The sequence below is a fragment of the Burkholderia sp. AW33-5 genome, from assembly GCF_053427615.1.
Genome location: NZ_JBSAXA010000014.1, coordinates 123,390 through 144,009, shown reverse-complemented (window position 1 = coordinate 144,009; position 20,620 = coordinate 123,390). Strand labels below are relative to the sequence as shown.

General features: G+C 69.1%; 17 protein-coding genes and 1 riboswitch. Of the genes, 12 read left to right on the top strand and 5 right to left on the bottom strand.

Going from position 1 to position 20,620, the window contains the following annotated elements; genetic code table 11:
• Position 1: 1 nt before the first annotated feature.
• Both fdhF and ACV22V_RS22020 read left to right on the top strand, forming a co-directional pair.
• Positions 2-2,953 (top strand): formate dehydrogenase subunit alpha, encoded by a 2,952-nt coding sequence (gene fdhF, locus ACV22V_RS22025; RefSeq protein ID WP_448015551.1) that lies wholly within the window; start codon positions 2-4, stop codon positions 2,951-2,953.
• A gap of 7 nt (positions 2,954-2,960) precedes the next feature.
• Positions 2,961-3,212: a formate dehydrogenase subunit delta gene (locus ACV22V_RS22020; protein WP_059699480.1), complete on the top strand. Its 252-nt coding sequence runs from the start codon at positions 2,961-2,963 to the stop codon at positions 3,210-3,212.
• Between the two features lie 8 nt (positions 3,213-3,220).
• Here the strand turns inward: ACV22V_RS22020 and ACV22V_RS22015 are convergent, their stop codons facing one another.
• Positions 3,221-4,885 (bottom strand): FAD-dependent monooxygenase, encoded by a 1,665-nt coding sequence (locus ACV22V_RS22015; protein ID WP_448015550.1) that lies wholly within the window; start codon positions 4,883-4,885, stop codon positions 3,221-3,223.
• Positions 4,886-5,015: 130 nt separating this feature from the next.
• Here ACV22V_RS22015 and ACV22V_RS22010 point away from each other — a divergent pair, with 130 nt between their 5' ends.
• Entirely contained in the window at positions 5,016-6,854 is a 1,839-nt protein-coding gene (locus tag ACV22V_RS22010; RefSeq protein WP_448015549.1) for a tetratricopeptide repeat protein, read from the top strand.
• Positions 6,855-6,932: 78 nt separating this feature from the next.
• On the opposite strand, the gene tcuC is transcribed toward ACV22V_RS22010, so the two are convergent.
• Positions 6,933-8,228 (bottom strand): MFS transporter, encoded by a 1,296-nt coding sequence (tcuC, locus tag ACV22V_RS22005; protein ID WP_059690841.1) that lies wholly within the window; start codon positions 8,226-8,228, stop codon positions 6,933-6,935.
• Positions 8,229-8,370: 142 nt separating this feature from the next.
• On the opposite strand from tcuC, the gene ACV22V_RS22000 reads away from it, so the two are divergent.
• Positions 8,371-9,531, top strand: a complete 1,161-nt coding sequence (locus ACV22V_RS22000; protein ID WP_448015548.1) for a hypothetical protein — start codon at positions 8,371-8,373, stop codon at positions 9,529-9,531.
• Positions 9,532-9,607: 76 nt separating this feature from the next.
• On the opposite strand, the gene ACV22V_RS21995 is transcribed toward ACV22V_RS22000, so the two are convergent.
• The gene (locus tag ACV22V_RS21995; protein ID WP_448015547.1) at positions 9,608-10,300 is read right to left on the bottom strand and encodes a DUF2968 domain-containing protein; all 693 of its coding nucleotides are present in this window, start codon (positions 10,298-10,300) and stop codon (positions 9,608-9,610) included.
• A gap of 114 nt (positions 10,301-10,414) precedes the next feature.
• Positions 10,415-11,602, bottom strand: a complete 1,188-nt coding sequence (locus ACV22V_RS21990; RefSeq protein ID WP_059699470.1) for a gamma-glutamyl-gamma-aminobutyrate hydrolase family protein — start codon at positions 11,600-11,602, stop codon at positions 10,415-10,417.
• Positions 11,603-11,880: 278 nt separating this feature from the next.
• On the opposite strand from ACV22V_RS21990, the gene ACV22V_RS21985 reads away from it, so the two are divergent.
• From ACV22V_RS21985 to ACV22V_RS21950, 8 genes are all read left to right on the top strand, one after another.
• Positions 11,881-12,561 carry a GntR family transcriptional regulator gene (locus ACV22V_RS21985; RefSeq protein ID WP_322041400.1) on the top strand — a complete coding sequence of 227 codons (681 nt, stop codon included), beginning with the start codon at positions 11,881-11,883 and terminating at the stop codon, positions 12,559-12,561.
• Positions 12,562-12,568: 7 nt separating this feature from the next.
• Complete coding sequence (locus tag ACV22V_RS21980) at positions 12,569-13,945, top strand: amidase (protein WP_448015546.1); 1,377 nt, start codon at positions 12,569-12,571, stop codon at positions 13,943-13,945.
• A gap of 149 nt (positions 13,946-14,094) precedes the next feature.
• Positions 14,095-14,607: a disulfide bond formation protein B gene (locus tag ACV22V_RS21975; protein WP_059467072.1), complete on the top strand. Its 513-nt coding sequence runs from the start codon at positions 14,095-14,097 to the stop codon at positions 14,605-14,607.
• Positions 14,608-15,221: 614 nt separating this feature from the next.
• Complete coding sequence (xdhC, locus tag ACV22V_RS21970; protein ID WP_448015545.1) at positions 15,222-16,226, top strand: xanthine dehydrogenase accessory protein XdhC; 1,005 nt, start codon at positions 15,222-15,224, stop codon at positions 16,224-16,226.
• Between the two features lie 18 nt (positions 16,227-16,244).
• Positions 16,245-17,270, top strand: a complete 1,026-nt coding sequence (locus ACV22V_RS21965) for an adenosine deaminase (protein WP_059530071.1) — start codon at positions 16,245-16,247, stop codon at positions 17,268-17,270.
• A 27-nt stretch (positions 17,271-17,297) separates the two neighbouring features.
• A complete protein-coding gene (locus ACV22V_RS21960; protein WP_448015544.1) occupies positions 17,298-17,648 on the top strand; it encodes a hypothetical protein in 351 nt (116 codons plus the stop codon).
• The gene (gene guaD / locus ACV22V_RS21955; protein ID WP_059530075.1) at positions 17,645-18,964 is read left to right on the top strand and encodes a guanine deaminase; all 1,320 of its coding nucleotides are present in this window, start codon (positions 17,645-17,647) and stop codon (positions 18,962-18,964) included. Before ACV22V_RS21960 ends, guaD begins: the two co-directional genes overlap by 4 nt.
• Before the next feature lie 98 nt (positions 18,965-19,062).
• Positions 19,063-19,187, top strand: a riboswitch (yybP-ykoY riboswitch).
• A 91-nt stretch (positions 19,188-19,278) separates the two neighbouring features.
• The gene (locus ACV22V_RS21950) at positions 19,279-19,851 is read left to right on the top strand and encodes a TMEM165/GDT1 family protein (RefSeq protein WP_059448199.1); all 573 of its coding nucleotides are present in this window, start codon (positions 19,279-19,281) and stop codon (positions 19,849-19,851) included.
• 52 nt (positions 19,852-19,903) lie between these two features.
• Here the strand turns inward: ACV22V_RS21950 and ACV22V_RS21945 are convergent, their stop codons facing one another.
• A complete protein-coding gene (locus ACV22V_RS21945) occupies positions 19,904-20,605 on the bottom strand; it encodes a DUF4136 domain-containing protein (RefSeq protein ID WP_059699460.1) in 702 nt (233 codons plus the stop codon).
• Positions 20,606-20,620 lie beyond the last annotated feature (15 nt).

Below are 20,620 nucleotides of genomic sequence, written 5' to 3'. Positions count from 1 at the left end.
AATGTCCCTCGACACGAACAACGTCCGCCAAGGCGGCTGCGGCTCGGGCCAATGCGCGTGCAAGAGCGCCGCGCAGGCGCGCGTGCGCGATCCGTTCGACGAAACCGACTACGGCACGCCGCAACGGCATGCCGATACCGACGTCACGCTCGAAATCGACGGCCAGCCGGTGACTGTGCCGGCGGGCACGTCGGTGATGCGCGCCGCGATCGAAGCCGGCGTCAATGTGCCCAAGCTCTGCGCGACCGATTCGCTCGAACCGTTCGGCTCGTGCCGCCTGTGCCTGGTCGAAATCGAAGGCCGGCGCGGCTATCCGGCATCGTGCACGACGCCCGCCGAAGCCGGGATGAAGGTGCGCACGCAATCGGACCGGCTGCAGTCGCTGCGTCGCAACGTGATGGAGCTGTACATCTCCGATCACCCGCTCGACTGCCTCACCTGCCCCGCCAACGGCGACTGCGAGCTGCAGGACATGGCGGGCGTGGTCGGGCTGCGCGAAGTGCGTTACGGCTTCGACGGCGCGAATCACCTGCGCGAGCAAAAGGACGAATCGAATCCGTACTTCACGTACGATCCGTCGAAGTGCATCGTCTGCAACCGCTGCGTGCGCGCATGCGAGGAAACGCAGGGCACGTTCGCGCTGACGATCGCCGCACGCGGTTTCGAATCGCGCGTCGCCGCCGGCGAAAGCGAATCGTTCATGGCGTCTGACTGCGTATCGTGCGGCGCCTGCGTCGCCGCGTGCCCGACCGCCACGCTGCAGGAAAAATCCGTCGTCCAGCTCGGCCAGGCCGAGCACTCGGTCGTCACGACCTGCGCGTACTGCGGCGTCGGCTGCTCGTTCAAGGCCGAGATGAAGGGCACGCAGGTCGTGCGCATGACGCCGCACAAGAACGGCCTCGCGAACGAAGGCCACGCGTGCGTGAAGGGCCGCTTCGCGTGGGGCTACGCAACGCACAAGGACCGCATCACGAAACCGATGATCCGCGAGAAGATCACCGACCCGTGGCGCGAAGTCAGCTGGGAAGAGGCGCTGACCTACGCGGCGACGCAATTCCGCAAGCTGCAGCAGAAATATGGCCGCGATTCGATCGGCGGCATCACGTCGTCGCGCTGCACGAACGAGGAAACCTACCTCGTGCAGAAGCTTGTGCGCGCCGCGTTCGGCAACAACAACGTCGACACCTGCGCACGCGTGTGCCACTCGCCGACCGGCTATGGCCTGAAGACGACGCTCGGCGAATCGGCCGGCACCCAGACCTTCGCGTCGGTCGGCCAGGCCGACGTGATCGTCGTGATGGGCGCGAACCCGACCGACGGCCACCCGGTGTTCGGCTCGCGCATGAAGCGGCGCATCCGCGAAGGCGCGAAGCTGATCGTGATCGACCCGCGCCGCATCGACGTGGTCGACGGCCCGCACGTGAAGGCCACGCACCACCTGCAGCTGCGCCCCGGCACCAACGTCGCGATGGTCAATGCGCTCGCGCACGTGATTGTGACCGAAGGGCTCGTCGCCGACGCGTTCGTCGCCGAACGCTGCGACACGCGCGCGTTCGAGCAATGGCGCGAATTCGTGTCGCGCGCCGAGAACTCGCCCGAGGCCACCGCTGAGGTGACGGGCGTACCGGCCGAACGGGTGCGCGAGGCCGCGCGCCTCTATGCCACCGGCGGCAACGCCGCGATCTACTACGGCCTCGGCGTGACCGAACACGCGCAAGGCTCGACGACGGTGATGGGCATCGCGAACCTCGCGATGGCGACCGGCAACATCGGCCGCGAAGGCGTCGGCGTCAATCCGCTGCGCGGCCAGAACAACGTGCAAGGCTCGTGCGACATGGGTTCGTTCCCGCACGAGCTGCCTGGCTACCGGCACATCAGCGACGCAATCGTGCGCAGCCAGTTCGAGGAAGCATGGTCGGCCACGCTGCAACCGGAACCGGGGCTGCGCATCCCGAACATGTTCGACGCGGCGCTCGACGGCAGCTTCAAGGGGCTTTACTGCCAGGGCGAGGACATCGTCCAGTCGGACCCGAACACGCAGCACGTCGCGGCCGCGCTGTCGTCGATGGAATGTATCGTCGTGCAGGACATCTTCCTGAACGAAACCGCGAAATACGCGCACGTGCTGCTGCCGGGCTCGACGTTCCTCGAGAAGGACGGCACGTTCACGAACGCGGAGCGTCGCATCTCGCGCGTACGCAAGGTGATGCCGCCGCTCGCGGGTTACGCCGACTGGGAAGTGACGCTGCTGCTGTCGCAGGCGCTCGGCTACGACATGCACTACACGCATCCGTCGGAAATCATGGACGAGATCGCGCGGCTCACGCCGACCTTCTCCGGCGTGTCGTACGAGAAACTCGACGCGCTCGGCAGCATCCAGTGGCCGTGCAACGAAGCTGCACCGAACGGCACGCCGACGATGCACATCGACGCGTTCGTGCGCGGCAAGGGCCGGTTCGTGATCACGCAGTACATTCCGACGCCTGAAAAGGTCACGCAGCGCTATCCGCTGATCCTGACCACGGGCCGCATCCTGTCGCAATACAACGTCGGCGCGCAGACGCGCCGAACCGAGAACGTCCGGTGGCACGAAGAGGATCGCCTCGAGATTCATCCGCACGATGCGGAGGATCGCGGGATTCGGACCGGCGACTGGGTCGGCATCGAATCGCGGGCCGGCCAGACGGTACTGCGTGCGCTCGTGTCCGACCGCATGCAGCCGGGTGTCGTGTACACGACGTTCCACTTCCCCGAGTCGGGGGCGAACGTGATCACGACGGACAGCTCCGACTGGGCCACGAACTGCCCGGAATACAAGGTCACGGCCGTGCAGGTGATGCCGGTTGCGCAGCCGTCGGACTGGCAGCGCGCGTATGCACGCTTCAACTCGGAGCAGCTCGATCTGCTCGAGCACCGCGCCGCCACGCCGGCTGCCGCGACGACGGGCAAGTGAGGACGCGATGGACATCGGACACCTGATCGACATGGCCAACCAGATCGGCGCGTTCTTCGAATCGATGCCCGATCGCGAAGAAGCGCTGGCCGGCATCGCCGAACACATCCGGCGCTTCTGGGAACCGCGGATGCGACGCGCGCTACTCGCCGCGCTCGACGATCCGTCGAGCGAAGCCGCGCAACGCGCCGCGCCGATCGTGCGCGACGCGATCGCCGCGCACCGCGCATCGCTCACGCCGGCCGCGGCCCCCGCCTGAGCGCTCCGCTACGCGGGCACCGGCAGGCCCGCGAACCAGCTTTCGCAATGGCGCAGCAGCGCGTTCGCGTCGGTGGCGGTACGGCCGCGCACCGCGATGTAGCCATCGGGACGCAGCAGGTAAAACGACGGCCTCGAACGGCCGTATACCTGCGCGAGCCCGTCCGTGCCGTCGCTTTCGGCATCGGCGACGCGCCAGGTTCGCACGGCGCCCGGCATGATCCGCTCCAGCCCCTGCACGAGCGCCTGCGCGTCCGCGGGCATCGGCGGCACATCGGCCGTATCGCCCGTGTCGGCACCTGCCGGCTCCTCGAGCAGCAGCAGCGTAAAGCTCGCCGGATCGTGCAAGTCGTATAGTCGCGCGGTCCCGGGCGCCCGGCCGAGCGGCCCGTCGACCACGTGCACGAGCGCGTCGGGGGCACGCTCGCCTGCGCGCGGCCCGCCATCGAGCAAGCGTTCGAGCGTGAGCGGGCTTTTCCGGTATTGCACACCGAGCTCGCTGACGGTGCGGCGCACCGCGTCACGCACCGGCCCGAACGACGCCAGCAGCGGCACGACATGATCGCGCAGCAGCTTCATCGCGCCGTGGTCGGCTTCGACGATCTGCGTGATGAAGCCGGTCTGCCGCAATACGTCACGCTCGATCGGATGGCGCTCCGCGTGATACGTGTCGAGCAGCCGCTCCGGCGTGCCCGCGCCAAGCACGCGCGCGAGCTTCCAGCCGAGATTGAACGCTTCCTGGATACCCGTGTTCATGCCCTGCGCGCCCGCCGGGCTGTGAACGTGCGCGGCGTCACCCGCGAAGAACACGCGCCCGTGACGCAACCGTTCGACCATCCGGCTATGCAGGCGGAAATACGCCGACCACGCGAGATCGCTCGGCGCGATCGACGCGCCGACGCGAGCGCGCACGATCGCCTCGCATTCGTCGAGCGTCGGCGTCGGCTGGGTCCGCGCATCGGGCGGTGCGTCGCCGCCGGGCGGCCGGTCGGCGACAAGCCGGTAGCGGCCGCCGCCCATCGGAAACAACCCCGCGATGCCGTCCGGCGTCGTGAACAGGTGGATCTCCTCGTCCGGCCAGTCGGGTATCGCCGCGAAATCGGCGAGCAGGAAGGTCTGCTCGAACGCATGCCCGGCGAAGCCCAGGCCGAGCAGATGGCGCACCGTGCTGTGCGCACCGTCGGCGGCGATCAGGTACGACGGTGCGAACGCCTGTTCACGACCGTCGGCGCCGCGGATCGTCACATCGAGCGACGTACCGCCCGCGTCGCACGCGGTCAGCGTGACACCGCGCTCGACCGTCACGCCGAACCCGGCCAGGTGCTCGGCGAGCAGCCGCTCGGTGATGCTCTGGTCGAGAAACAGCAAATACGGATAGCGTGTTTGCAGTGGATCGAAATCAAGCCGCGCAATCACGCGGCCGTCCGCATGCAGTGCGGCCGCATGCGCACGATGGCCCAACGCGAGAAACGGTTCGACCGCGCGATGCTGCTCCAGCAGTTCGAGCGTGCGCGCCTGGATGCCGATCGCGCGCGAATACGGTGCGGGCGCGGCGAGCCGGTCGATGATGCGCACCGGCACGCGGGCACGCGCGAGCGCCATCGCGGCGGCAAGGCCGGTCGGGCCCGCGCCGACGATCAGCACGGGCGGGATATCGAGCAGTGTGTCAGCCATGAGAACCTCGATGACACGCGATTGTGCAAGTCTACGCCGCTCCGCGTGACGGGGCCATATGCCGACCGGCCGATCTGGGGCACCCCCGCGCAGTGTGGGAAAATACGCGCTTTCCGTCAGTTTTCGCGTCATGGATACCGCATTCGACCGAGCGTATGCCGCGCACCGCGCGGGCCGCCTCGCCGAGGCCGAGCACGGCTATCGCACCGCCCTCGCCACCAATCCCGCTGACGCCGACGCACTGCATCTGTTCGGCGTGCTGCGGCACCAGCAGGGCCAGCATGCCGAGGCGGCCGATCTCGTCGGGCGTGCGGTCGACCTGCGCCCGAACGATGCCGCGCTGCAGCTCAATCTCGGCAACGCGTTGAAGGCGCTCGGCCGACTCGACGAAGCGATCGACCGCTTTCGCAACGCGCTCACGCTCGCGCCCGAATTTCCGCTCGCGCACTACAACCTCGGCAACGCGTATGCGGCGCTGCAGCGCCACGAGGATGCCATCGACGCGTTCGGCCGCGCACTTCGGCTCACACCCGACGACGCATCGATCCACAACAACCTCGGCAACGCGCTGAATGCCCTCGGCCGTCACGACGACGCGCTCGCCGCATTCCATCGCGCGCTCGAGTTGCGGCCCGGGCATGCCGGCGCGCACAACAATCTCGCGATGGCGCTGAACGCGATGGGCCGGGCCGACGACGCAATCGCGCACTTCCAGGCGGCGATCGCCGCGCAGCCGCGCTTCGTCGCCGCGCATTTCAATCTCGGCAACACGCTCGAGGCGGTCGGCCGTCACGCCGAAGCCGCCGCCGCATTCGAAGCCGCGCTCGCGCTGCACCCGCCGTTCCCGCTCGCCCTTTTCGGGCTCGCGAACGCGCTGTGCGCGCAGGCACGCCAGCGCGAAGCGCTGCCCTATTACGAACGCGCGGTCGGCCTCGATCCGTCGTTCAGTCTCGCGTGGCTGAACCTCGGCAACGCGCATCACGCACTCGGCGCGCACGAGATGGCGCTGCGCGCGTACGACCAGGCGCTGCGCGTCGCTCCCGACCTCAAACTCGCGCACCTGCATCGCGCCGTCACGCTGCTGACGCTGGGCGACTTCACGCGCGGCCTGCCCGCATACGAAACGCGTCACGACACGCCGGGCGCGACGCCGCTCGGCACGCTGCCGCGCTGGCAAGGCGAGCCGATTGCGTCGCGCACGCTGCTGATCCGCGCGGAACAAGGCTTCGGCGACACGCTGCAGTTCGTCCGCTTCGTGCCGCTCGCCCGCGCGCGCTGCGCGCGCGTCGTGCTCGAAGTGCAGCCGGAACTCGTCACGCTGCTCGCGCCGGCCGCGGCACGCTGGCGCGTGACGCTCGTCGCACAGGGCGCCGCGAAGCCGCCGGCGGCGGACGTCGCGTGCACGCTGATGAGCCTGCCGTTCCTGCTCGGCCTGCAGCCGGCCGACATCGTCGCGGGCAAACGCTACCTCGACGCGCCGGGCAGCGCGCACCGGCGCTTTCGCGGCTCGCTCGGCGGCCAGTCGAAGCGCAAGTTCGGTCTTGCGTGGTCAGGGCGCCGGCAGGCGCAGGAAAACCGCTCGATGCCGTTCGACGCGCTCGCGCCGCTGCTCGCGCTGCCGGACATCGACTGGGTCGTGCTGCAGCCGGCGCTCGACGAAGATGAACGTGCGCGCGTCGACGCGCATCCGCGCGTGCATCGCCTCGACGGGCGACTGAACGACTTCGCCGACACGGCCGCGCTGATCGAACGGCTCGACGGCGTCGTCACGATCGACACGGCGGTCGCGCACCTCGCGGGCGCACTCGGCAAGCCGCTGTGGATCATGCTGCCGTTCGCGCCCGACTGGCGCTGGTTTACCGGCGACGATTGCCCGTGGTATCCGCACGCGCGGCTCGCCCGCCAGTCCGCACCGGGGCAATGGCTCGACGTGGCGACGGCGGTCGCCGGCGCGCTGCGCGACGCCTGACCCCGGCCGAGCGCGGATGAAAAAAAGGAGCGCGACGCGCTCCTTTTTTTCATTCGACGCAATGCGACGCGGGTGGCGTCAGGCCGCCTTGTACTGGTTGCGCGACTCGGGCGTGCGATACAGCACGAGCGTCGCGATCAATCCGCAGATCGCGGCGACGCTCAGCCACAGCCCCGGAGCCGCCTTGTTGCCGGTCTGGTGGATCAGCAACGTCGAGATCGCCGGCGTGAAACCGCCGATCGTCGTCGCGAGGCTGTACGCGAGCGAGAAGCCGGCCGTGCGCACGTCGGCCGGCATGACTTCGGTCAGCGCGACGACCATCGCGCCGTTGTACGAGCCGTACAGGAACGACAGCCACAGCTCGACCGCCAGCAGCCGCAGGAACGACGGATCGGCCACGAGCCACAGCACGGCCGGGTAGGCCGACAGCAGCGTGAGCACCGTGAACGCGATCAGCACCGGGCGGCGGCCGATGCGATCCGACAGCGCGCCGGACAACGGCAGCCAGACGAGATTGGACAGGCCGACGCAGACGGTCACGACGAGCGCGTCGAGCGACGACAGGTGCAGCACTTCCTTGCCGAATGTTGGCGTGTAGGCCGTGATCATGTAGAACGACACCGTCGTCATGATCACCATCCCCATGCCGGCGATCACGACACCCCAGTTCTCGAGCATCGAACGCATGATCTCGCCCATCGTCGGACGATGACGCTTCGCAAGGAATTCGTCGGTCTCCTTCAGCGAACGACGGATCAGGAACAGGAACGGGACGATCAGACAGCCGATCAGGAACGGAATGCGCCAGCCCCACGCAGTCATGTCCTCGACCGGCAGCGCGCGGTTCAGCAGCACGCCGACGAACGCGGCGAACACGACCGCCACCTGCTGGCTGCCCGATTGCCATGACGTATAGAACCCCTTGTTCCCCTTCGTCGCGATTTCCGACAGGTAGACCGACACCCCGCCGAGTTCGACGCCCGCGGAAAAGCCCTGCAGCAACCGGCCGAGCAGCACGAGCACCGGCGCGAGCACGCCGATCGTCGCATAGCCGGGTATCGCGGCCACCGTGAGCGTGCCGAGCGCCATCAGCCCAAGCGTCAGGATCAGCCCCTTGCGGCGGCCGTGGTGGTCGATGTATGCGCCGAGCACGATCGCGCCGACCGGGCGCATCAGGAAGCCCGCGCCGAACACGGATAGCGACAGCATCAGCGACGCGAACGCGTTGCCGCTCGGAAAATAGGTTTTCGCGATGGCCGACGCGTAATACCCGTAGACCATGAAGTCGTACATTTCCAGGAAGTTGCCGCTGACGACCCGGAACACGGTACGAACCTTCGATTCCTGGACGACGGCGTGTGTTGCTGTGGACATGTTGTTCTCTCTCGGCGCGGATGGCGCGACATCGGCGCCGTAGGGATCCGACGATGCGTGTGGCGCCGGACCGGCGCGCACGAACATCGTTGCCAGCCGGCGGCACGCCGCGCAACGATGTGCACGCCGGCATGGTCGGCAAATGATGCCACGCGAAGCCGACAATTGCCTTGGGGCCTGGGCCGCGATCAACGTCGCCGCGTTCGTCTCGTACGAATCGCCTCGAAAAACGCATGAAAATCAGATCGGTCTGATCGACAGGTCGCCGGCGACTCACCACAATGTCACGACTCGCCACGCTATTCGCGCCGCTGCCGGCATCGTCGCCCGTGTCGCACCGCGTACCGCCCTCATGATCCCAACGCCTCTCGTTCCCGTCGAAGGTCCGTTTGCCCGCCCTCGTGTCGCGCCCCTCGACGGCGTGCCGCCGTTCGGCCGTGAATGGACGTTCCGCGGCGCGCCCGGCACCCGCCTCGGCACGCGCTGCGCTGCCGTCCTGAAGACCTCGTGCATCGACGTCGAAGCACCGCATCGCACGTGCCGCTGGCAATCGCCGCCCGCCGCGCGCCCTGTGTCCGCCGGTGTAGCGGCCGTTGCGGCGCGCGCCGCCGGCCAGCACATCGAGCATGCCGCCGGTCGCGCGCACGACCGGCGTGCGCGGCACGCCGCCTGCTGGAGCATTGGCGCACTCGGCATCATCGGCTGGCTGATCGCCGCGCACGAGCCGTTCCCGGGTTTCGCGCGTGCGCCTGCGATTCAGACCGTTGGCGTCGTGCCGGCGCATCCCGTGCAGTCCATGGTTGCCGTGCCAACGACCGCGGTGGCGCCCGCCACGCCGACCATCGCGCCGGCTCAGCGCGTCGCGGCACGGCAGGTTGGGACGCCTGCCGCGGCGTTGCCCGTCGCACGCGACGCGGCGACCAAGCCAGCGCCGCGCCGCCCCGACACGACACCGAACGTTCAGCGCGTCGCCACTGCAGCGCCGCCAACGCCGCATCGTTCGGACACCAGGCGCACGGCAACGGCACGCGTGCACGCACCTTCCGCGCCGCGAGTCACCGCCCGCCCGTCAGTCACTCACCACGCGTCGCGCACGCCGACGCCCGATCGCGTCGGTTCGCCTGCGCATCCCGGCGCCCCCCACGACCCGCTCGACGATCCGCTCACGCTTATCGCGATGGCGAACGCGCTGCAGGCCGATCGCCCGGCACCGGCGACCCATGCGCCCGCCGCCGGCTTCGACTGGACAGCGCAACTATCCCACCGCCGCCTGACCGACGTACCGGATACGCTCACCCGCTGACAGCGCCCAACAAAAAACCCGGCGAAGCAGGCTTCGCCGGGTTTTCGTCCGTCCGTCGGTCCATCGGACCGAATCGTCACTTGTGCGCGGGCAATCCCGTTTCGGACTGCCGTTCGAGTTGCCGTACCTGCTCCTGCAGATCACGCAACTGCACCTGCGCGGCCCGCTTCTCGATCTGCAGCGCCTGCGTCTGCTCCTGCGCCGCCTTCTGCCGCTGCGCGACCTCGGCCTGCTGGCCGCGCGCGATATTCAGATCGGCCTGCAGTTGCTGCGCGCGATTCGCCTGCAGCGCGATCACGCGTTCGAGGAACGTCTTCTGCGCCTGGAGTTCGGTGCGACGAATTTCGACATCCGCGAGCTGCGCCGTCTGCTGGACGAAGTTCGCGTACACCATCTCCGCGCGGTTCTTCTCCTGCGACCTGATCACGCGCCACAGATGCTTGTCCTGAAACAGCGCGACGTAATACGTCATCTCGCGCGGATCGAACATCAGGCTTGTGCCATAGCTGCCGTTGTAGGTGGTGCGCATCTCGACGATTCGTCCGTCATGCAGCATCTGCGTGAGTTCGGCGACGTTGCCTTGCGCGGCGGCCTCCGTGGCGGACGCCGGCGCGGCGGTCGCCGCATCGCCGCTCAGGCTCGTCACCGCGGGGCGCGTGCCCGCGACCGGCGCGGTCGCGTCGGACCACGCCGCGCCCGCGTGCGCGCAGGCGGCCAGCGCAACGATCCACGTCGCGCATCGGGCAGGGGAAAAATCTCGGAAGGCCAACGTCAGACTCCGTCGAACGAATCGGGAGTCGCGATTATCGTTCAAAACGAAACGGCCGCATCTCGAATTTATCGGGATGCGGCCGGCTTTCCTGCGCGGCAATACAAGAACGGGTTACAGGCGGGTCTCGCGAGCGGCGCGCAGGAACGCATCGAGCAGCGGCGTGCAGTCGAGCAACTCGGAGCCGCCGGCGCGATGAAACTCCGGGTGCCATTGCACGCCGACGACGAACGGCGCACGCCGGTAGCGAATGCCTTCGATGATCCCGTCGCCGGCCGACACGGCCTCGATGTTCAGATCGCGGCCGAGATCGCGGATCGCCTGATGGTGGATCGAGTTCACGATCGCTTCGCTGCGCCCGGGGAACATGCTCGCGAGCGTCGACGAGTCGGGGAAGCGGATGGCGTGGCGATGCTGGTCGTAATGCTCGCTCACGTGCGCATTCGCGGTCGGCACGTCGGTCGCGATGTCCTGGTACAGTGATCCGCCGAACGCGACGTTGATCAGCTGGGCGCCACGGCACACGCCGAGCACCGGCTTGCCGGACTCGACGAACTCGTGAAACAGCTCGAGCTCGTACATGTCGCGCACGCGGTCGCCCGGCCACTCGGGGCGCGCATCCGACGCCGCGTAGGTTTGCGGCGACACGTCGGCGCCGCCTTGCAGCAGCAGGCCGTCGAGATGCTTCGCGTAGTCGCGCAGGCGGATGTTGCTCGGATGCAGCATGCCCTGGTGACCGACGGTCGGGATCATGAACACGAGCACGTCGCGCGACATCACCCAGTGCGCGATCGATTCCTCGAGATACTGCAGCGTCTTGCCGCGCAGCCCCTTCGCGCCCGGCTCCGGATGGAAGATCCGCGCCGACACGCCGATGCGCAGCGTGCGCTGCGTGATCCGCTGGCCGGCGCGATCGAAGATCCGGCGTGCGCGCGCCGCGACGATCCGGCCGAACACCGACCACGGCGTGTCGCTTTGCTTCAGGTACGCGGGCGGCGTGTTCTGCGCGCTCGCGGGCGGCGGACGCGGCGTGTCGAAATCGGGCTGCGCGCCGAAACCGGGCGGCGCGGCGCCGGGTTTCGGCGGCACTGCACGGCCTTCTGCGGCAGCGCCTGTCGTGCCCGCAGCGCCCGGCTCGGACGCCGCCGTGACCGGCGACGCGCCGTCCGCCGCGACGATCTGCGCGGCGGCAGCCCGCGTGGCGGGCGCCTCCGGCGTATGCGCCGGACTGGAACGGGGGGAATCGGTGGAAGCGGAAGAGGTGCCGGGCAGACCGGCCGGGGAAGGCGTGTTTTCGCTCATGACGATGGTCTGGTACGTCGCTCGCGCGTGGTGGATTGACGAGGATTCATTATGCTTCAGTGCACGATCGCGCGGTAAACGAGCAACATCCTGTCGATATTGTTGCAACTCGTCGCATCCGCCGCGACGCGCGTCACCGGCCCCGTTCGACAACATCGACAGTCGCCCGGGCAAACTGGACATCAGTGATATATCACAATAATATTCACGAATCGCCCACGCTACCCGATCGACCGCGCCATGATCGCGCCCTGCCCGGCCACCGCGCCGCCGCCCGCATGAACGACCTGACCGACGCCCTCCACGACCGGCCCGCCGCATCGGCGGTCAGCCTCGCCGATCGCGCATACGCGCTGATCCAGCGCGACATCATCACGATGCGCCTGAAGCCCGGCGCCGCGCTCAACGAAGCCGACCTCGTCGCACGCACCGGCATCGGCCGCACGCCCGTCCATCAGGCCGTCCACCGGCTGGTGCTCGAAGGGCTGCTGTCCGTGATGCCGCGCAAGGGGCTGATGGTGCAGCCGCTGTCGCTCGACGACATCGTCGCGGTGATCGACGTGCGCCGCATCAACGAAGCGCATTGCGTCGAACTCGCCGCCCGCCATGCGACGCCCGACGATCTCGCGCGCATGGCCGCGCTGCTCGACGACGGGCAGGCCTGCGTCGACACGCACGACGTCGAAGGCATGATGGAGCTCGACCGCGCGTTTCATCAGACGATCGCCGCGGCGGCACGCAACACCGTGCTCGCGGAAATCCTGCGCGCGCTGCACGAACGCTCGCTGCGCTTCTGGTTCGTCACGCTGTCCGAGCCGCGCCACCTGTCCGAGGTCCAGCGCGAACACCTCGAGTTGTTCGAACGGCTGTCCGCGCGCGATGCCGCCGGCGCTCGCACGGCCGTCGAACGCCATATCGACTCGTTTCGCGCCACGCTTGTCCAACATCTTCGTCCCTGAGCCGCCCATGACCACCTTCACGCCCTTCCCTCCGCTCGCCCAGCTCGCCGCCGACCTCGCCGCCGGCCGGACCACGAGCCGCGCGCTCGTCGACGTCGCGCTCGACCGGATCGCCGATCCGGCCGGCCAGGGTGCCGCCGTCTTCACCGAAGTCGACGCCGACAACGCGCGCGCGGCCGCCGATGCCCACGACCGCCTGCGTGCGGCGGGCACCGTGCTGTCGCCGCTCGCGGGCATCCCCGTGTCGGTGAAGGATCTGTTCGACGTCGCGGGCCAGGTGACGCGCGCCGGCTCGCGCGTGCTCGACGACGCGCCGCCCGCCAAGTCCGATGCGGTCGCCGTCGCGCGGCTCAAGCGCGCGGGCGCGGTGCTGGTCGGCCGCACCAACATGAGCGAGTTCGCGTTCTCGGGGCTCGGCCTGAATCCGCACTTCGGCACGCCGCGCTCGCCGTACCGCCGCGACGTGCCGGGCGACGCGCGGATTGCCGGCGGCTCGTCGTCCGGCGCGGCCGCGTCCGTCGCCGACGGGATGGCGGCCGTCGCGCTCGGCACCGACACCGGCGGCTCGATCCGCATTCCGGCCGCGCTGTGCGGACTCACGGGCTTCAAGCCGACCGCGAGCCGGATCCCGACGCAAGGCGGCGTGCCGCTGTCGACCACGCTCGATTCGTTCGGCCCGATCGGCCTGACGGTCGCCTGTTGCGCACTCGTCGACCGCATGCTCGCGGGCCTCGAGCCGCACGTGCCGGCCGCACGGCCACTCGAAGGCGTGCGGCTCGGCGTGCTGACCAACTATGTGACGGACGGCGTCGACGCCGATGTCGCCGCCGCGCTCGACGCATCGCTGAAACACCTCGAAGCCGCCGGCGCGATCGTCACGGAAGTGCGCTTTTCCGCGCTCGACCGGTTGCCGGACATCAACCGCTTCGGCTTCTCGCCGATCGAGGCCTACGCGTGGCATCGCCCGCTGCTCGCGCAGCACCGCGACCAATACGATCCGCGCGTGCTGTCGCGCATCCTGAAGGGCGAGCCGGCGAGCGCGGCCGACTATCTCGACCTGCTCGCCGCCCGCCAGGCGATGCTGGACGAAGCGGCGCACACGGTCTGGTCGCGCTTCGACGCGCTCGTCGCGCCGACGGTGCCGGTCGTGCCGCCGCGCATCGCCGAACTCGAAGCGGACGACGCCGCCTTCACGCGCACCAACGCGCTGATCCTTCGCAACCCGAGCGCGTTCAACTTCCTCGACGCCTGCGCGCTGTCCCTGCCGTGCCATCCGCGCGATGCAGCGCCGGTCGGCCTGATGCTCGCGGCCGCGCCGCATCGCGACGACGCGCTGCTCGCGATCGGCCAGGCGGTCGAAGCCGTGCTGAACACGATCCGGTGACCGCACGGGCGCAATGACGGCGGCAGATGCCCCGGACGCAGTGGCTGCGGCGGGGTGCCGCACGTGCGCTGTCAGTTTCGTGCCAGATCGTTCGCGCTAAAATCGCGCGATTGTTTATCGGACCGACCAACGACAGGAATCCCGCCGACATGAATGACTCCACGCTCGCACTCCGCCGTGAACGCCGCCTGCTGATGCTGCTCGGATGGGTGTGCATCGCCCTGCTGGCCGGCGCGCTCTATCTGCAGTACGTGAAGAATGAAGATCCGTGCCCGCTGTGCATCATCCAGCGCTACTTCTTCGCGGCGATCGGGATCTTCGCATTCCTGGCAGCCGGGATGCGCAACTGGCGCGGCATCTGGGTGCTCGAGCTGCTGATCGCGATCGCCGCGGCCGGCGGCGTCGGCACCGCCGCGCGGCACCTGTCGATCCAGATGAATCCGGGCTTCAGCTGCGGCTTCGACACGTTGCAGCCGATCGTCGACAGCCTGCCGCCCGCCCAGTGGTTCCCCGGCATGTTCAAGGTCGCCGGCCTGTGCGAAACGGTCTACCCGCCGATCTTCGGCATCCTGCTGCCGGGCTGGGCGCTGATCGGCTTCGCCGCGATCCTGATCGCCGTCGCCTCGAGCCTCTGGCGCCATCGCCGCAAGCTGGCGGGCTGACCGGACGCGCCACGCGGTCCGGCCGACCGGTCGAGGCCGCGCGGGCGCGTCGCGCCGCTCACCCGGCTGCGCCGGCGCAGCTCCGACGCGCCCGCACCCTGCCCGCCGCGCGTAAACACCTACCCCCGCCGCAACCCGGATTTCCGGGTGAACGCACGTCGCGCGACATCCGCGCGCACGCCCCGCCGCACATGCGTTTCGGGCCGATGCCCGTGCATCTGCGCCCCGATTCCCCGCGGCGGGCCTATGATCGACATGATCGCCGCCTGATAGCCCGGATCACCGCCCGGCAATGTTTCCGCCGCCTTGCGGTGCTATCTTCGCGACTGGATGGCGATCTACGTGCGCGAGGCCAGCGGTCTCTCCTCCTGCGTAACGCGCGCCCGATCCGCAATGTCGACTGGATTCATCATGACAACGCAAACCATCCGCATCCGTCACCCTCATGGCGTCCGCACGTCCCGCGGCGTCGTTCGCGCGCGCCCTCGGCGCACGGCCGCCGCACCGGATCAGTCGGGCAGCCGGCCCGCGTCGCTCCCATCCGTCCTCGTTGCCGCCGCGCCCGCCAGCCCGCGTCGCGCGTCGTGCCGCGTCGTCCCGACCGGAGCGTGCTGATGGAAGCCTGGCTCGGCGATTTGCAGCAACTGCTCGCGCACGGCGAAGCGGCCGTGCTCGTGACGGTCGCGCACACCGACGGCTCCGCGCCGCGCGAGGCCGGCACCAAGATGCTCGTCACGCGCGACACGGCCCGCCATACGATCGGCGGCGGTCATCTGGAATGGAAGGCGATCGAGATCGCGCGGCACCTGCTGAAGGACGGCGCGCACGTGCCCCACGCACGCCGGCTCGAACGGCTCGCGCTCGGCCCGAGCCTCGGCCAGTGCTGCGGCGGCGCGGTCGTGCTCGCATTCGAGCGGCTCGACGTCGGCGACCTCGGCTGGATCATGTCGCTCGCCAAGCGCGTCGCGGCGGGCGCCGCGACCGTGCGTAGCGTATCATTCGGCCCCTCGCCGGGCGCGCCGCTGCTCAGCGAGCCCGAATCGCCCGCGGCGCACGCCGACTGCCTGCTGTGGGAAACCGGCGGCGTGTCGCTGATGACCGAAACGATCGCGCCATTTGCGTTCCCCGTCGTGCTGTTCGGCGCGGGACACATCGGCACCGCGCTCGTGAAGGTGCTGGCCACGCTGCCGTGCCACGTGCACTGGATCGACGGGCCCGACGCGGTGTTCCCGCCGGCCGACGCACTCGCCGGGATCGACAATCTCGCGATCGACGCGATGGCCAGCCCGGCCGATGCCGTCGACACGGCGCCGCCGCATGCGTACTTCGTCGTGATGACGCACGACCACACACTCGATTTCGTGCTGGCCGAACGTATCCTGCGGCGCGGCGACTATGCGTATTTCGGGATGACCGGCTCGCGCACCAAGCGCATGCAGTTCGATCATCGGCTGGCGGCGATCGGCATCGATCCGGCCCAGCTCGCGCGGATGCGCTGCCCGATCGGCGTCGAAGGCATCGTCGACAAGGCGCCCGAAGTGATCGCGATCTCGGTGGCCGCGCAGTTGCTCCAGGCCGTCGAGGCGAACGCGCCCGTGCAGGTTTCCCCACAATTCTGACCGACCAAGAACAACGCCATGACCCCGACATTCAAGGACAAGATCGCCCGCGCTCCGAAAGCGGAGCTGCACATCCATATCGAGGGCTCGCTCGAGCCCGAACTGATTTTCGCGCTCGCGCAGCGCAACGGCGTGAAGCTCGCGTACGAGTCGATCGACGCGCTGCGTGCCGCGTATGCGTTCACCGACCTGCAGTCGTTCCTCGACATCTATTACGCCGGCGCGAGCGTGCTGCTGACCGAGCAGGATTTCTACGACATGACGGCCGCATACTGCGAACGCGCACTCGCCGACAACGTCGTCCACACCGAACTGTTCTTCGACCCGCAGACGCACACCGAACGCGGCGTGCCGATCGAGACGGTCGTTGCCGGCATCGACCGCGCGCTCGCCGATGCCGAGCAGCGCGGGCTGTCGAGCAAGCTGATCCTGTGTTTCCTGCGCCACCTGTCCGAAGAAGATGCGCTCGCGACGTTCGAATCCGCGTTGCCGCTGTTCGAACGCTATCGCCACCGGCTGATCGGCGTCGGTCTCGATTCGTCCGAGCTCGGCCATCCGCCGACGAAGTTCGCGCGCGTGTTCGAGAAGGCGCGTGCGCTCGGGCTGAAGCTCGTCGCGCATGCGGGCGAGGAAGGTCCGCCCGCCTACATCCACGAAGCGCTCGACGTGCTGAAGGTCGATCGGATCGACCACGGCGTGCGCAGCATCGAGGACGCGGCGCTCGTCGAACGCCTCGCGCGCACGCGCACGGCGCTGACCGTGTGCCCGCTGTCGAACCTGAAGCTGTGCGTGTTCGACGACATGACGAAACACACGCTGAAGGCGCTGCTCGATCGCGGCGTCGCGGTGACGATCAACTCCGACGATCCGGCCTATTTCGGCGGCTACGTGAACGACAACTACTTCGCGACGGTCGACGGGCTGCAACTGACGGACGCCGAAGTGCACACGGTGATCCGCAACGGCTTCGAGGCGTCGTTCGTCGACGCCGCGCAGCGCGATGCGCTGATCGCGCGTCTCGATTCGTACTGGCAGGCCGCGTGACGGCCGGCATCGAGGTTCGCTAGACAGATGAAACACGTCGACGACATCCGCTTCGTGGCGATCGGCTCGACCCTGCGCCACGCCGGCCGCGTGCGTGCCCCGCGCGCACACGCCGACGCCGCGCCCGTCGCCCGCGTGGCGGCGGCGTTGTGCGACGTCGCGCGCCGAAGCCTGTCGTGGCGGCTCGTCATGCAGCTCGCCGCCGCGTCCGTCGCACATGCCGCCACGCTCGCGTGCGCGTTCGCCATCCGCGGCGCCCCGGCCTTCACGCTTCGCCGCGTCGCGCATGCCCGGACAGCACCCGCCATGCCGTCGCCCGCGCGGCGCCGACCGTTTTCTTCTGTTCGCCTTACCTTGATGCAGGACCATTCGTCATGACGCAAACCGCTTTCCGTTCCCAACTGCTGACCTTCAACGGCGACCCGGCGCAGTCGAGCCAGGCCGCGAACCACGAGACCGACGGCCTCCTGATCGTCGACGACGGCAAGGTCGTCGCGGCCGGCCCGCATGCGCGGCTCGCCGCGACGCTCGCGCGCGACGCGGTCGTCCATGACCTGCGCGACAAGCTGATCGTGCCCGGCTTCATCGACACGCACATCCACTATCCGCAGACGGACATGATCGCGTCGCCGGCGCCCGGCCTGCTGCCGTGGCTCGACAAGTACACGTTCCCGACCGAGCGCCGGTTCGGCGATCCGGAACATGCGCGCGAGGTCGCCGACTTCTTCGTCGACGAACTGCTCGCCTGCGGCACGACGAGCGCGCTCGTCTACTGCACCGTGCACAAGCAGTCGGCCGACGCGCTGTTCGCGGCGAGCGACGCGCGCGACCTGCGGATGATCGCGGGCAAGGTGCTGATGGACCGGAACTGCCCCGAATTCCTGCGCGACACCGCGCAATCGGGCTATGACGACAGCGCCGAGCTAATCGGCCGCTGGCACGGCAAGGGCCGCCAGATGTATGCGCTGACGCCGCGCTTCGCGCCGACGTCCACCGAGGCGCAGCTCGAGGCATGCGGCGAACTCGCGCGTCGCCATCCGGACGTGTTCGTGCAGAGTCACGTCGCGGAAAACGTCGATGAAGTGAAATGGGTGGCCGAGCTGTTCCCCGGCCACCGCAGCTATCTCGACATCTACGATCGTTACGGGCTGCTGCGCCCGCGCGCGGTGTACGGCCACTGCATCCACCTCGACGACGAGGACCGTCGCCGGATGGCCGAGACGCGCACCGTCGTCGCGCACTGCCCGACGTCGAACTTCTTCCTCGGCAGCGGATTGTTCGACTTCGACAAGGCCGGCGAATTCGACGTGCCCGTCACGCTCGCCACCGACGTCGGCGGCGGCACGTCGTTCTCGATGCTGCAGACGATGAATGAGGCGCACAAGGTCGCGCGGCTGTCGGGCCACCACCTGACCGCGACGCGGATGTTCTGGCTCGCGACGGCCGGCGCCGCCCAGGCGCTCGACCTCGCCGATACCGTCGGCACGCTCGCGCCGCGCACCGAAGCCGACTTCGTCGTGCTCGACCCGCAGGCCACGCCGCTGCTCGCGCGCCGCACGAAACGCGCGGAGTCGCTCGAGGAACTGCTGTTCGCGTTCGCGCTGCTCGGCGACGACCGCGCCGTGTACCGCACGTATGCGGCCGGCCAGCTCGTGCACGAGCGCGGCGCCGCACGCCGCACCGCCGCCGCGTAACGCGCGCGCGCCGGCCCATGCCTGCGCCGGCGTGCGTCGCGACGCATGCCGGCGCAACCGGATTCGCACACCGCGCACGCCCCACGGCATGCTAGAATTCGCCGCTCATTGGGGAGTAGCCGCTCCGCTCGATGCCCCGCGCCAACAGCGCGCATCGTGACGGAGGCGTCCGTCAACAGACTTGGCCTTTCGGCCATGGCGGACGCAGCCACGAAGGCCTGGCGAGACCGATGGTTCACTGCGCGCCGCATCAGGGCCCGGCGCGCGGTGGATCGTCGCTCGCACGCACAACACCGGCCCGTGGAACCCCGTACGTGTCCCAAGCCTTCCTGATCTCCACCGGCGCCGTCGCCCTCGCTGAAATCGGCGACAAGACCCAACTGCTGTCCCTCGTGCTGGCCGCGCGCTATCGCAAGCCCGTGCCGATCATTCTTGGCGTACTCGTCGCGACGCTCGTGAACCACGGCTTCGCCGGCGCGCTCGGCGAATGGCTCGGCGCGCTCGTCACGCCGTCGATCATGCGCTGGGCGCTCGCGTTCTCGTTCATCGCGATGGGGCTGTGGATCCTCGTGCCGGACAAGCTCGATGCGGACGAAGCCAATGCCAACCGCTCGCGGCTCGGCGTGTTTGGCGCGACGCTCGTCGCGTTCTTCCTCGCGGAAATGGGCGACAAGACGCAGATCGCGACCGTCGCGCTCGCCGCGCGCTTCCAGGATTACATCGGCGTGGTGGCCGGCACGACTTTCGGCATGATGCTGGCGAACGTGCCCGCCATCCTGCTGGGCGACCGTTTCGCGCACCGCTTGCCGACGAAGCTGGTGCACGGCATCGCGGCCGTGCTGTTCGTCGTGCTCGGCGCGCTGGCGCTGCTGGGCGTCGGGGCGTGACGCGCGCAGGCACGTGGCGCGGCCGGACGGCCGCGCCGGTGTCGATACCGCGTTACTTCGCGACCGCCGCCCCCGATGCCGGCACGGCCGGCACCGCACGCTCGTTGGCGGCCGGCGCGGCCGGGCCGCCGTGCTTGTCGACCGGCAACCGCACCGTGCGGATCGCGCCGTTCGCCAACGGGAAATCGGCGAGCGCGCTGCGCGCCAGGAACGGCATCGCATACAGCAGCGCACCGTTGTCGCCGGTGGTGCGCGCGGTCACGTTGTAGACTTCCTTGCCGGTCGCGCGCTCGGTGATCCGGATGCCGAGCGTGTAGTCGAAGACCTGATAGGTCTGCGCGACGTAGCCGGCCGGCATCGGCCCCCAGGGCCCCCACGGGCCCCACGGCCCGCCCCGCCAGTACGGCCCCGGCCCCATGAACCACGGGTCGTAGTAAACCGGCTGCGGCACCGTCACCAGATCACTGCCGACCCCGTAGGCCAGCCCGATCAGATAGCGGGCCTGCGCGGCCGGCACCTGCCTGAATGCATACGCGGACAGCTCGTTCGCGACGATCGGCTCGTAAGTCGATTGCTCGATGCTGTGCTTCTGCGCATCCGTGCGCGTGAAGGCGTACGTGCGTGTCGCGTCGCTGCCGCTCCAGTCGGAGAAGGCCGTGACCTGCGTCGTCACGTAGCTCGTGCAGCCCGTCAGCAGCGCCACGCACAGCACCGCCGCCCAACCCGCACTCCGTTGAATCCATTCGTGTTTCATGTCGATCCTCGTCGA